Origin of the sequence: Winogradskyella helgolandensis (assembly GCF_013404085.1) — a bacterium.
Classification (GTDB): domain Bacteria; phylum Bacteroidota; class Bacteroidia; order Flavobacteriales; family Flavobacteriaceae; genus Winogradskyella; species Winogradskyella helgolandensis.
The window spans coordinates 1,135,973-1,150,386 of record NZ_JABFHO010000001.1; the positions used below are offsets into that span (position 1 = coordinate 1,135,973).

General features: G+C 34.4%; 11 protein-coding genes. 4 read left to right on the plus strand and 7 right to left on the minus strand.

The features are described from left to right. Positions 1 to 11 precede the first annotated feature (11 nt). Both HM992_RS04675 and HM992_RS04680 read left to right on the plus strand, forming a co-directional pair. Positions 12 to 779 (plus strand): XRE family transcriptional regulator, encoded by a 768-nt coding sequence (locus HM992_RS04675; RefSeq protein ID WP_178986166.1) that lies wholly within the window; start codon positions 12 to 14, stop codon positions 777 to 779. A gap of 6 nt (positions 780 to 785) precedes the next feature. After that, positions 786 to 1,760 (plus strand): Gfo/Idh/MocA family protein, encoded by a 975-nt coding sequence (locus HM992_RS04680; protein WP_179318891.1) that lies wholly within the window; start codon positions 786 to 788, stop codon positions 1,758 to 1,760. A gap of 59 nt (positions 1,761 to 1,819) precedes the next feature. On the opposite strand, the gene HM992_RS04685 is transcribed toward HM992_RS04680, so the two are convergent. From HM992_RS04685 to HM992_RS04715, 7 genes are all read right to left on the minus strand, one after another. Then, positions 1,820 to 2,095 (minus strand): F0F1 ATP synthase subunit epsilon, encoded by a 276-nt coding sequence (locus tag HM992_RS04685; RefSeq protein WP_178986164.1) that lies wholly within the window; start codon positions 2,093 to 2,095, stop codon positions 1,820 to 1,822. 76 nt (positions 2,096 to 2,171) lie between these two features. After that, on the minus strand, positions 2,172 to 3,680 hold the full coding sequence (gene atpD / locus HM992_RS04690) for a F0F1 ATP synthase subunit beta (protein ID WP_178986163.1): 1,509 nt from the start codon (positions 3,678 to 3,680) through the stop codon (positions 2,172 to 2,174). Positions 3,681 to 3,873: 193 nt separating this feature from the next. Further along, a complete protein-coding gene (locus HM992_RS04695) occupies positions 3,874 to 5,493 on the minus strand; it encodes an SGNH/GDSL hydrolase family protein (RefSeq protein WP_179318892.1) in 1,620 nt (539 codons plus the stop codon). A gap of 11 nt (positions 5,494 to 5,504) precedes the next feature. Further along, complete coding sequence (locus HM992_RS04700) at positions 5,505 to 8,237, minus strand: TonB-dependent receptor (RefSeq protein ID WP_178986161.1); 2,733 nt, start codon at positions 8,235 to 8,237, stop codon at positions 5,505 to 5,507. 345 nt (positions 8,238 to 8,582) lie between these two features. Further along, positions 8,583 to 10,430: a glutamine--fructose-6-phosphate transaminase (isomerizing) gene (glmS, locus tag HM992_RS04705; RefSeq protein WP_179318893.1), complete on the minus strand. Its 1,848-nt coding sequence runs from the start codon at positions 10,428 to 10,430 to the stop codon at positions 8,583 to 8,585. A gap of 13 nt (positions 10,431 to 10,443) precedes the next feature. Further along, a complete protein-coding gene (locus HM992_RS04710; RefSeq protein WP_179318894.1) occupies positions 10,444 to 12,174 on the minus strand; it encodes a DUF4270 domain-containing protein in 1,731 nt (576 codons plus the stop codon). Positions 12,175 to 12,273: 99 nt separating this feature from the next. Continuing rightward, complete coding sequence (locus HM992_RS04715) at positions 12,274 to 13,086, minus strand: glycogen/starch synthase (RefSeq protein ID WP_178986158.1); 813 nt, start codon at positions 13,084 to 13,086, stop codon at positions 12,274 to 12,276. Between the two features lie 109 nt (positions 13,087 to 13,195). On the opposite strand from HM992_RS04715, the gene panC reads away from it, so the two are divergent. Beyond that, positions 13,196 to 14,047 (plus strand): pantoate--beta-alanine ligase, encoded by an 852-nt coding sequence (gene panC, locus HM992_RS04720; RefSeq protein ID WP_179318895.1) that lies wholly within the window; start codon positions 13,196 to 13,198, stop codon positions 14,045 to 14,047. Between the two features lie 13 nt (positions 14,048 to 14,060). Then, entirely contained in the window at positions 14,061 to 14,411 is a 351-nt protein-coding gene (gene panD, locus HM992_RS04725; RefSeq protein ID WP_178986156.1) for an aspartate 1-decarboxylase, read from the plus strand. Positions 14,412 to 14,414: the final 3 nt, after the last annotated feature.

Below are 14,414 nucleotides of genomic sequence, written 5' to 3' on the forward strand. Positions count from 1 at the left end.
TAAAATTTTAAATGAAACCAATTCAAGTTAACATAAAGCATCTTCGGGCGTTAAAAAAGATGTCTCAAGAGCGTTTTGCAGACGAACTTGGCTGGACGCGTTCTGTTGTTGGATCTTACGAAGAAGGTCGCTCTGAGCCACCCATAGACCGTTTAATAGACTTGTCTAATTTCTTTGATATTCCGATTGATATCTTAGTGAAAAACGATTTGCGTAAAGCCAAAAACACCTCATTTATAGAAGTAGGGAACAAGCGCGTATTATTTCCTGTAACCGTAAATGAAGATAACGAAGATTTAATTGAAATTATACCTACAAAAGCATCAGCAGGTTATTTATCTGGTTACGATGATCCGGAATATATAGAGCAACTTCAAAAAATTAAATTGCCTTTTTTGCCCACAGGGACACACCGCGCATTTCCTATTAAAGGCGATTCTATGTTACCTGTAAAAGATGGTGCTTTTATTGTTGCGAAGTTTTTGGAAGATATTAGGGATATTAAAAACGGACGTACTTATATCATATTAACTAAAGATGATGGTTTGGTGTATAAACGCATTTATGTACCTGAAGGAGATACAACAAGTTTATTATTAAGCTCAGATAACAAAAGCTATCAACCGTATTTAATTGCACGTGAAACTGTTTTGGAGATTTGGGAATTTACCTGTTGTATTAATACGCAAGAATATGATGAAAAGGAATTGAAATTAAGTAGTATTATGACCATGTTTCAAGAACTTAAAGTAGAACTTGAAGCCATAAAACAATTATAATAAGCTATGGATAAAACTATAAAATGGGGAATTATTGGTTGTGGTGATGTTACCGAAGTTAAAAGTGGTCCTGCCTACAGTTTAGTTAATGGTTTTGAGCTTGTCGCAGTAATGCGCAGACGATTAGAATTAGCTAAAGATTATGCGCAACGCCATGGTGTAAAAACGTATTATGATGATGCCGATGCACTTATAAATGATAAAAATGTTGATGCCGTTTATATCGCTACTCCTCCAGATAGTCATCATTTATATGCCTTAAAGGTTGCTAAAGCCGGAAAAATTTGCTGTATAGAGAAACCAATGGCGCCAAGCTATAAAGAATGTAAAGAAATATATACAGCTTTCGCAGATCAAAATATACCATTATTTATAGCGTACTATCGGCGATCTCTACCAAGATTTGATAAAGTAAAATCACTAATAGATAATAATGCTATAGGAGTTATAAGATATGTGAATTGGAACTTAGCAAGGACTGCTAGTCCTACAGATTTGTCTGATGATTATAATTGGAGAACCGATGTTAAAATTGCACCAGCTGGTTATTTTGATGACTTAGCAAGTCACGGGTTAGATTTATGTATTTACTTATTGGGAGGTATTAAGGAGGCTAGTGGTGTGAGTTTAAATCAACAACAATTATATACTGCTAAAGATGCTATTTCTGGTTCGTGGTTCCATGATTCTGGTGTTATTGGTTCTGCATCCTGGAATTTTGGTGCTTATAAAAGAGAAGATAGCGTTAGAATTGTCGGAAGTGAAGGTGAGTTGCGTTTTTCTGTTTTTGGAGATGATCCTATTGAATTAATTAGAGATAATAACCATGAAACATTCTTAATAGATAATCCTAATCCTATACAATTGTACCATGTTGACCATATGCAAAAACATATTAGTGGGATTTCACAGCATCCATCAACAGGGGAAAGTGGACTACACACAGCTTGGGTTATGGATAAGATATTAGGTAAGTTATAAAACAAAAAAAGCGCGAAATGAAATATTTCGCGCTTATATAATTTATATAATGATAGGTGTTAATCCGCTAAAATAATTAGCTTATTATCTTTCATTTCAAGTGTTCCAGAATTGATAGCTAACCAAACTCCTTTATCGGATTTTGTAAATTTAGCTTCAACCTCTTTTTCTAATTGAATATTACCTTCAACTTTCACATGGCCTTCTTTAAGAATAGAGACAATAGGAGCGTGGTTATTCAACATTTGAAATTCACCGTTTATTCCAGGAACCGTTACCGAAGTAACTTCTCCGCCAAATAATGTGGCTTCTGGAGATACAATTTCTAAATACATATTCTTTGAGTTTGCAGTCGGCAGTTGGCAGTTTACAGTCACATTGAGGACTGAACACTGATTACTGCTTACTGATTTATGCTTCTGCTAACATTTTTTCTCCGGCTTCAACAGCTTCTTCGATAGAACCTTTAAGGTTAAATGCTGCTTCTGGTAAATGATCTAATTCACCATCCATAATCATATTAAAACCTTTAATTGTTTCTTTAATATCTACTAAAACACCTTTAAGTCCTGTAAATTGCTCTGCTACGTGGAACGGTTGTGATAAGAAACGTTGTACACGTCTTGCTCTACCTACAGCCATTTTATCTTCTTCAGATAATTCCTCCATACCAAGGATTGCAATAATATCTTGTAATTCTTTGTAACGTTGTAATAACTCTTTTACACGTTGTGCACAGTTATAGTGCTCATCACCTAAAATATCAGCAGTCAAAATTCTCGACGTAGAATCTAATGGATCTACCGCAGGATAAATACCTAACTCTGCAATTTTACGAGATAATACTGTTGTGGCATCTAAGTGAGCAAACGTTGTTGCTGGAGCCGGATCCGTTAAATCATCTGCAGGTACGTAAACCGCTTGTACAGATGTAATAGATCCTCTTTTTGTTGACGTAATACGTTCTTGCATTGCACCCATTTCGGTTGCTAATGTTGGTTGGTAACCTACCGCAGAAGGCATACGACCTAATAATGCAGATACCTCAGAACCAGCTTGTGTAAAACGGAAGATATTATCTACGAAAAATAATACATCTTTCCCTTGTCCTTCACCAGCACCATCACGGAAATATTCTGCTATAGTTAATCCTGAAAGTGCTACACGAGCACGAGCTCCAGGAGGCTCATTCATTTGTCCGAATACGAAAGTCGCTTTAGATTCTTTCATTCCAGATTTATCAACTTTAGATAAATCCCATCCGCCTTCTTCCATAGAATGCATAAAGTCATCACCATATTTAATAATACCTGACTCTAACATTTCACGAAGTAAATCGTTTCCTTCACGTGTTCTTTCACCAACACCTGCAAATACAGAAAGTCCACCGTGTCCTTTTGCAATATTGTTAATCAACTCTTGGATTAATACTGTTTTACCAACACCAGCACCACCAAATAAACCAATTTTACCACCCTTTGCGTAAGGCTCAATTAAATCGATTACTTTAATACCAGTAAATAAAACTTCGGTAGATGTTGATAAATCTTCGAATTTTGGAGCTTGTCTGTGAATAGGTAAACCAGCATCACCAGCTTTAGGTAAATTTCCTAATCCATCAATAGCATCACCAATAACGTTAAAAAGACGTCCGTAAACATCTTCTCCAACTGGCATTTGAATTGGAGCACCAGTAGCATGTACTTCTGTCCCTCTACTTAAACCATCTGAAGAATCCATAGCAATAGTACGTACCGTATCTTCACCAATGTGAGATTGTACTTCTAATACTAATTTAGAACCATCTTGGTTATTTATTTCTAACGAATCATAAATCTTTGGAAGCTCTGAACCAGCAGCGAACTCTACATCGATAACTGGACCTACGATTTGTGCAACTTTACCTGTAACTTTAGACATTACTCTTATGTTTTTGTTTTGCAATTGTTTAAATGTAAAAACTGACTTAATCAATCTACTTGAATACCTCGGTTTTTCGCGCTGCAAAGATATGAGTTTTATTTTAAATATTCCGTCAAAATTTATGGCTTTTTTAAGCATAGAAAACGCTCTCAATTTGAGAGCGTTTTTTATAATTGTAAATAGATTGTTTTTACTGTAAGGTAGGAGGGTAATTTGTTGGATATTCTCCTGGATCTGCTAAGTTGCCAGAGGCTTCAAAATTTGATCCATATGTTGCATCAATAGCTTTCATCATTTCATTTGTCATTAAGGCATACCCTCTAGATGTTAAATGAACACCATCTAAACTTATTAAGCCACCAGACACTAAATCTGTAGTTAGAATAAAATCTCCAGATGCAAACCCTGTTGTAGATGCTTGTTCTAAAATTGATTTGAAATCTACAAAAGCAAGACCTTTACTGGTAGCTATAGCATCAATAGTTTCATTGTAAGCATCGGTTGCTGTCTTTATAGCTAATTGTTCACTAGGAATTAACACCCATTTATCTTCTAAAGGAAGTGTAATCCCTTCCGCAGAAAACTGAGCAGCAAGTGCTGCTGGTAAACCTTGTAATTGTAATGCCGTAGCATAATCTTCATTTACAGTACCAATTACTGAACTACTAGGTAATACTAATAAATCAGCTGCAGTAGCTTGTCTTGTTTGTCCATAAGTATTTCCTAATAAATTAGCGACTAATGGCACTGCTTCTGCAGGTAATCCAAATTGTGCTATAAAAGCGGGAAACGTTGGACTTGCATTTAAGGCTCCTGCAATTGTAGCAGATATATCATCAAGCGTTTCGTCTTTAATTACCACAGCACTTGCAGCTGTTTCAGAAAAAACAATTGCTCTACTAGAATCTACTGCATTAAAAATTGGATTTAAAGCCCCAAAAATCGAATTTAATAATGGAATCTGAGGTCCGAAAGCTTCATTTGTTGGGTCTAATGGATTGTGAGGTACTGTTGTAAAATGTGCTAATGTTGTAATGTAAGGCAGATTAGCAACCACACCTTTTGCGCCATTTGCCGTTAAGGCATCTACAGTTGCCGAAAATGACGCTGCAAATACATTAGGGTCTGTTATATCATTTGTACCATAAGTTGATGGGTCAAAGTTATTGGTTTGGTCTACACCAGATCCTCCTGATGTTGCATACGATAATACATCATTTCCTCCTATTTCAGATAGGGTAAAAAATGTTGGATTTTGAGCGACTGCATCACCTAAGATGGTTGCCGTCGAACTTGACGCCATTCTTCCAAAATAAGGATTTAACGTACCATAACCTGCTATACCAAGGTGAAAACTTTTAGCTCCAGGAATACCGTAATTATTAAATGTTCCGGATAATACATCTGTAATTTGCGTTGTTGGTGTTGCTGGTAAAAGGGTAGGACCACTGCCATCAAAGAAAAGTCTTGGCGGAGATACTACTGTTGTTCCTGCTACAAATCCTCCAATGTTGTCATTCATTAAAGGTAAGGTAAAGCTACCACCACCTACAAGGGCAAATTTCTGAGATAATAAGTTTGGAAAAGAACTTTGCTGACCAGCAATAAATAAAGCGTTATCCATAAAGCCTCCAGAAAACGATGCTCCAACAGCAATATATTTTGAAAAATCGGCTTCACCTTGTGTTAATGCCGGTAATATTTCTTCTGTAGTAGGATTGTCTAATTGGTCTTCGAAATCTTCTTCATCATTACATGCTGTAAATCCGATAAGGACAGCAGATAGTAATAAATATTTTATATTTTTCATTTTGCTATTTTTTATAAGTTATTAATTGTCCAAGAGGCATAATACATTGAGCCTATATAACCTGATCCAAATACAGTGAAATATTCCTTACCTCCAATGTTTGTACCACCTATCTTAATTGTAGATTTCAATGCAGGAATCTTATAATTAATCTGTGCATCTACAGTATGGAATTCTGGTACTATACCATCTCCAAAAGTTGCTTCCCAGAAATAATCATCACTAAATCTATAGGCTACATTAAATCCAAAGTTTTTAAATAGCTCTGTATTACCAAAATGAGCTTTGAATTTGTGCTCTGGTGTATTAAAGTTAGTTTCGAAATTAGGATTTGCAGCTTGGTCAAAATCTTGTTTAGTGAATGTATAACTTCCGCCTAAATCAAAATCGCCCATTACTTTAGTTGATACTCCTAATGAAGCTCCATAAGAATTAACATCTACATCTGAATTTGTGTAAGCACTATAGGTTGTGAAATCACTACTAGCTATAGCTGCTACTGCAGAACCATCTGCTACAGATCCGTATAGTGGTGCAATTACCACTTCTGATGAAATGAAATCTTGGTATTTGTTATAATAGGTACTAAAATCAATAATAACTTTATTGATTTTTCCTCTATATCCTACTTCTATAGAAGATACTTTTTCTGGAGAAACAAGGTTTGGATTAGCGATTTCTAAAACAGAAGGGTCACCAGTTGCGGCTAATTGTTGTACAGAAGATGCTGTATAAGAATTATTATAAGCAGCACCACCGGTTTGAGTATATACAGTTCCATTACTTGCTGTAAAATCTCTAGTATAACGGTCTAAATTGTCTGGGGCAGAACCCACTAGTATTGCTCTACCAGCATCTAACCCAATAAATAAATCTTGCGTTGTAGGATTTCTGAAACCTGTTTGTGCAGAAGCTCTAATGTTGTGATTTTCGTTTAGTGTTAACCCTAATGATAATCTTGGTGAAATAAACCCGTCGAAAAACTCTGATTTATCATAACGTGCAGAAGCCGTTATTTTTAATTTCATTTCTTCACTAAGTTCTAAATCTTTTTGAACTTGAGTGTATACACCAAATTCACTATAATCAATTGGTCCATCATAATCTGTATAAATTGAACCAAAAGAGTTTAAATTATAACGTCTATATGATCCACCAACTTGAATGTCTGCAATATCAGTCAAATGACTAAAATTGTAATTACCATCTGCGTGATAGTATTTAGATGCATCACGGAATTGTGACCCTGTTGCTAAATCTGGATCTTGAATAATTCTATCGAATGCATTGTTAAATTCAGCCGATCCTGGTTCAAATCTTCCTGTTTCAGCAGCAGCTCTTGCAGCAGCATGTGCTTGTGTATCTGTAGCGCCACCACCTAATGTTGCAGCTACGTAAGTATTGATGTAATCACCGAACCAATCAGCATCACTTTTCCAAGCTCTGTTAATATTAATTCCAGTAAATACCATATCATAAGAATCACCAGCTTTATCGGCTACGACATAACCTCTTACGAAAAAGTTGTCATTTTTAAGTTCTATTTTATGTTGTTCTTGAAAGAATCCGTCAATATTATATCTGTTAGTCCCTTGGTAAATTGTAGTACCTGTACCAACTTTACCTACATATTGGATTTCAAAATTACTATCTTCTATTGGACGGTAATATAATCCCCAATCGGCTTTGATACTTTGGGCTTTATATTCTGTTAAATCACGTTCGTTATATCCTGTTCTACTAACAAAAACGTCTGGTACGATTCCTGTTCCTCCAGCTAAATCATTAATGTTAGCAGATACTTCATCTCCATAAACATTTATACCGTTATAGTTTAAGTTGTTAGCTCTTGTGCCACCAAGCATATCACTATCTACTTCGCTAGTTGCTGCCCAATCTGTACCGTTTAAATAACCGAAGTTAACTTTTGCTGCAAATTTATCGCTAAATTTATAAGCCATGCTAATACCTATATCAGTATACTCATTGTCCCCTGCTGCTTTTTGAGAGGTAATACCTTTTTTAACAACAGCGCTTATACCTTGATGATCAAATGGGTTTTTACTTCGCATAAATAAAATACCGTTAAAAGCATTTGCTCCGTATAAAGCTGAAGAAGCTCCAGGTAATAATTCAACACTATGTACATCTGTTTCAACCATACCAACAAGGTTTCCAATAGGGAAATTTAAAGCTGGAGTTGAATTATCCATACCATCAACTAATTGCATAAAGCGCGTATTGGCTGTAGTTGCAAAACCTCTAGTGTTTACAGATTTAAACGTTAAACTACTGGTGTTTACATCCACACCTTTTAAGCTTTCTAAACCTCCGTAAAAATCTGCAGATGCCGTATTTTTGATTTCTTTCAAACCAAAACGTTCTACGGTTACTGGTGATTCGAAAATTCGTTCTGGAGTACGTGAAGCAGAAATTACAACTTCATCAAGTGAATTGCCTTCTGCTAAAGTAACATCGACAGTTTGATTGTTAGTAGTAATTTCAATGGTTTGAGGTTCAAAACCAGCGTAACTTACTCGGATTGAAAATGGTGGTTCTTGGTTCACCGATAGTGCGTAGTTTCCATCAAAGTCAGATACTGTACCTGTGCTGGTTCCTACAACGACTATGTTTGCACCAGGCAATGGTAGCCCAGTATTGTCATTAATTGTACCTTTTATAGTGGTTTGAGCAAAAGATGCCACACAAAAAAGCATAGTGAAAAGCTTTAAGATTGTCTTCATGTTAGAGAGTTAGTTAATTTATTAGTTTAGCAATTTAATTAAATATATGAGAATTCATGAATAAATTCTCAAAAATTATGCACGCATAGCATTATATTGTCAATATTTAACCTAAAAATTATGCAATATTTAATTATAGCGCTGTAAAAATATGATTTTTATAACGGATTTTGAAGTTTTATTTGTCGAACTTGGCTATATCAAAGGGTTAAGAGCATTTTTTGTTTAAATATGAATTTTAATATGTTAAAAATCAGACTTAGAAGTATTTGAATAAAAAAACGGCTTAAAGCTGAATATTATTCAACTATAGGCCGTTTTTGTCTTCTTTTTTTTAGTTTTTAACTATTCTACAGTAACTGATTTAGCTAGATTACGAGGTTGATCTACATTTTTATCTAACATTACAGCAATATGGTAAGATAATAACTGTAGCGGTATCGTAGTTAATAATGGTGTTAGGCATTCTAATGTTTCTGGTACTTCAATCACGTGATCTGCTAATTCCTTTACACTTGTATCACCTTTTGTAACAATGCCTATAATTTTACCTTTTCGAGCTTTAATTTCTTGAATGTTACTCACTACTTTTTCGTAATGTCCCATTTTAGTAGCAATAACGATAACTGGCATATGCTCATCAATAAGAGCAATAGGTCCATGTTTCATTTCTGCTGCAGGATACCCTTCGGCATGTATATAAGAAATTTCTTTAAGTTTTAAAGCTCCTTCTAAAGCTACAGGGAAGTTAAATCCTCTACCTAAATACAAACAGTTTTTTGAGTCTTTATAGATCTCAGCAACCGTTTTTACATAAGCATCCGACTTTAAAGCTTCTTCAACTTTTCCTGGAATAGTTTCAAGTTCAATAAGGTGATGTCTGAATTCGGAACTAGACATGGTGCCTTTAGCTCTTGCTAAACGTAACGCCATTAGCGTTAATACAGTAATCTGTGTTGTAAATGCTTTAGTTGATGCCACTCCAATTTCTGGACCAGCATGCGTATATGCACCTGCGTCTGTCTCTCTTGCTATGGTTGACCCAACAACATTACATACGCCAAAAACAAAAGCTCCTTTAGATTTAGCTAATTTAATAGCCGCTAAAGTATCTGCTGTTTCACCAGATTGAGAAATAGCAATTACGATATCTTTTTCTGTAATAACAGGGTTTCTATATCTAAATTCTGAAGCATATTCTACTTCAACAGGAATTCTTGCTAAATCTTCAAAAATATATTCTGCAACTAAACCTGCATGCCAAGATGTACCACATGCTACGATGATGATTCGGTCAGCTGCTAAGAATTTTTTCATGTTATCCTCAACACCTGCTAATTTAATCAAAGCTTCATTACTTAATAAACGACCTCTAAAGGTATCTAATATAGCACTTGGCTGTTCATAGATCTCTTTAAGCATAAAATGATCGTAACCACCTTTTTCAATTTGCTCTAAATTAATTTGAAGTTCTTGTACATAAGGATCTACTAAAACGTCATTCTTTATTTTTCGGACTTTTATGTTTTTTCCTCTTCTAATGATTGCCATTTCTTCATCTTCAAGGTAAATGGCATTTTTAGTGTATTCAATAAAAGGAGACGCGTCACTAGCTATGAAAAACTCATCATCACCAATACCTATTGCTAATGGGCTTCCGAGTTTTGCAACAACTATTTCGTTAGGTTTGTTTTTATCAAAAACGGCAATAGCATAAGCTCCTACAACTTGGTTTAAAGCAATTTGAACGGCTTTACCTAATTTTAGATTGTCGTTTTTCTGTACCTCTTCAATAAGATTAATTAATACTTCTGTATCTGTGTCTGATTGAAAGGTGTAACCACGTTTTATTAATTCTTTTTTTAAGGAATCATAATTCTCAATTATCCCATTATGAATAATTACCAAATCGCCAGAGTTGGAATAGTGTGGGTGAGAATTGACATCATTTGGTACACCATGTGTAGCCCAACGTGTATGTCCAATGCCTAGAGTTCCATCTGTAGAGATTTCATTCTCTATTTTATTTTTAAGGTCAGAAACTTTGCCTTTGGTTTTTGATAGCTTAATATCTGTTCCGTCATATAAGGCAATACCAGCACTATCATAACCTCTATATTCTAATCTTTGAAGCCCTTTAATAACAATAGGATAAGCCTCTCTATGGCCAATATATCCAACAATTCCACACATAGGTTGTTTTTTTTTAGTAATTTGGTTCTGTATAATGTATTTCTAAATACACACGTTTACTTTCATCAGATTCGGGTGTGTTATTACCATACAATATTGTTCCTCTAGGTGTTAGGATAGAACTTACAGGGACTGTTAAATCTAAATCGTCAACAGTTTGTACTTTGTTCTGCGAAAAACTAACACTTGGATCTTCAATATTTACGTTTAGAGAAACCGCTAAACCAAGTTCAACATTTGTAGAATCTCTTAATAATAAATTATTGATATGTTCCGTGATTTTCAATTTGTATTTTACACCTTTATTACCTGGCTCATCATCTACACGTTGTAAAGCGCCAAGATGTCTTAACTTAGAAAACGAAGGTAAATTGGAATTAGTAACATCTAAATAATAATCGATTAACGGTTCTTTATTTACCGCATCATACAAATATAAGCGATTAGGTTCGTTGTCTGGGTCTTCATTTAATATATCTAATTGATCTCTATCTACATAGAAAACAAGATTAGCTTCGTTAACTAATCGTTTAGAACTACTGAATTTATTATCTTCTAAGTTGACATAATCATTTCTGAATTTGTCATAATTACTCATGCCAGCTTCATCATTATAACCTTCAAATAATTTAATACCAGCAATAGCACCTTGTCCACCTTTTAAGTAAATTTTACTATCACCTGCGTCAGAATCTCCATCATCTATTGGTAATGTAAAATCATTTTCAAGAAAATTAATTTTATTTGAGCCAAAGTTAAGAACATATGTTGAGCTATCTCTAACATCGTCTCCATCTGTAGTTGAAGCTGTTAATTTTGAGTAATAAATTGTTACATTGGCATTATTTGCGCTTCCTGTGTTTAATATAAGAAAACTGCCATCATCGTCTATAGTTTCAGCTCTAAAATAAAGACCTCTAAAATAATCTGTAAAATTATTTAAGTTACTTAAAACAACATCTCCTTCTTTAGCTAATATTTTATTTTCCCAAAAAGTTGGGTCTAGCATAATTCTTATACCTGGAGATTGATTTGATAATAAGGTCTTATCACCATTTTCATCTAATTCGTTAACGTCCTTTAGACTATAACCTTTATCGTTTATGTCAATTTCATTGTCTACAACGGTCATAATACTACCCGTAGTGTCGTCGTAATCTACAAAAATAAGTTCTGAACCTTCTAGAGCGGTCGTTGAAATGCTCTCTGATGATGAAGCTGTTTGATTTGAAAAATATGCTTGATCTTCACTAAAACTACCACTTGGATCAAAATCTCTAATAAAATAGTTGTTTTCAAAGATTCTTAACTTTATGTTTTTGTAATCCTCTCCCTTAGATATCACTGAATCTAGGGTGTAAGTAATGTTGCCATCATCGTCAGTTCCTGTAGCAGTACTAAAATATGGAAGGTTAACAACAACAGAATCAATCTTTGCTTCATCTCCAAAAGTTGGACTGTATGTAACAGGTGTTAGCTGTGTTACAAAACTAGAAGTTGTTCTGCCATAAGCATCATCATATATACCTAATGTTGTTAAGCCTAGTTGATTAGTTTGTACTGGAGCTAGAGCTTTAGTGTAAGCAATGACGTCGAATTTGTCTGTGTCTGTATCGAAATTTGTGGCAATACCACTATTAATAAGGTCAGACTCTAGGGTTGCAAAATCATCGTCACAAGCAATAAAACTTAGAATAATAAGGCCAAATGATATGATTTGAAGGGCAATTCTATTTTTTTTCATGTATTTGTATTTATTGTCTCTATTAAGGACACATGCTGTTCGCTATCAATCATTTCTAAAAATGATAAAACTTTGAACCCGCTCGTTTCATAGGTGATATTAACTGTTTAATACAGTGTTATTATAAAACTCTGTGTATGGATCTGCAAATTCTTCAATTGAATAATAATCTAATACAGGTTTTGTTAAATCGTTTAAGTACGCGTCTAATTCTTCAGGTAATTCTTCAGAGCCTCTAATGATGGCGTCAGAGTTGTCAATAGCAACTTTCATTAAATTAATATAATCGGGTTGCTTTAGTAATTCTGTTGTTGCTGCATCTAATCCATCAAAATTAACTTTAGAGATCATGTCTTTATCTAACGTGCCTTCAAAGTTTTGATTGTATACAGAGGTTACTATTTTACTTTCGGTAAATAAAGGTTCTGTTTTATAAAACTCCTTTAAGTATAGTGGTAATAGAGATGCTAACCAACCATTAACGTGAATGATATCTGGAGCCCAATTTAATTTTTTAACTGTTTCTATAACACCTTTTGCAAAGAAAATGGCGCGTTCGTCGTTATCTGAAAATAATTTGCCGTCCTCATCTGTTAAGGTTGCTTTTCTTTTAAAATAATCTTCATTATCTATAAAGTAAACTTGGATACGTTCTTTAGGAATAGACGCTACCTTTATAATCAATGGCATATCTAAATCGTTAATCACTAAATTAATACCTGAAAGTCTAATAACTTCGTGTAGCTGATGTCTTCTTTCATTAATATTTCCAAAGCGAGGCATAAATATTCTAATTTGACCTCCTTGTTTGTTTACCATTCTAGGTGCCTCAAAGGACATTGAAGAAATTTCAGTTTCTGGTAAATATGGAACAACTTCCGAGGACACATATAATATTCGTTTATCTTTCATAAATCTACTGCTTTTGATATTAATAGTAAAAAACATGCAAAATTACAAAATTTTGGGCAGATTGCTAGTATTATATTATGTTTGCATGCGTTAAACTTTTGTTACGGCATTGAAAAACTTTCAGAATAAAGCAGAATTATCAACTTATATTGGTGTATTAAAAGCCAATGGAAGTACTATTGGATTTGTACCCACAATGGGAGCATTACACCAAGGGCATTTGTCATTGGTTAATAATGGATTAAGTGAAAACGACCTTGTAGTTGTCAGTATTTTTGTTAATCCTACCCAGTTTGATAATAAAGAAGATTTAGTTAAATACCCAAGAACTTTAGAAGAGGATATTTCACTCTTAAAAACAGTGAGTAGTGATCGTATCATTGTTTACTCTCCTACAGTCGATGATATTTATGGAAACCATATTGAGTCGCGAACCTTTACTTTTGATGGTTTAGAGCATGAGATGGAAGGTGCTTTTAGAAAAGGACATTTTGATGGAGTCGGTACTATTGTAAAGCGTTTGTTTGAGATTGTGAACCCAGATCGTGCTTATTTTGGAGAAAAAGATTTTCAGCAATTACAAATTATTAGAAAGCTCGTAGAACTACATCAATTGCCTGTTGAGATTATTGGCTGCCCAATTCACAGAGCAGCGGATGGTTTAGCTATGAGTTCTAGAAATGCAAGGTTATCATCAGAGCATAGGATTGTTTCACCATTCATATATAAAACACTTATAGCTGCCAAAACACAGTTTGGCACAAAAAGTGCACAAGCAGTAACGGAATGGGTCAATAAGGAATTTAAAAACCAACCGCTCTTTGAGCTAGAGTATTTTATAATTGCTGATATATCGACCTTAAAACCGGTAAAACGAAAATCAACAAAAAAGTCATATAGAGCATTTATTGCTGTTTATGCAGGCGATATAAGATTGATAGATAATATCGCTTTAAATTAATTATCTTTGTCGTATGCAAATACAAGTTGTAAAATCTAAAATTCATCGTGTAAGGGTTACAGGTGCCAAACTTAATTATATTGGTAGTATAACTATTGATGAAGATTTAATGGAAGCCGCTAATATTATACAAGGCGAAAAAGTTCAGATTGTTAATAATGACAATGGTGAACGTCTAGAAACGTATTGTATTCCAGGACCTCGTAACAGTGGTGAAATTACGCTTAATGGAGCCGCAGCACGTAAAGTGGCTGTTGGAGATACGCTTATTCTTATTACATACGCATTTATGGATATTGAAGAGGCGAAAGTCTTTAAGCCTTCATTGGTATTTCCAGACGAAGCTACGAACCTCCTAAAATAGATA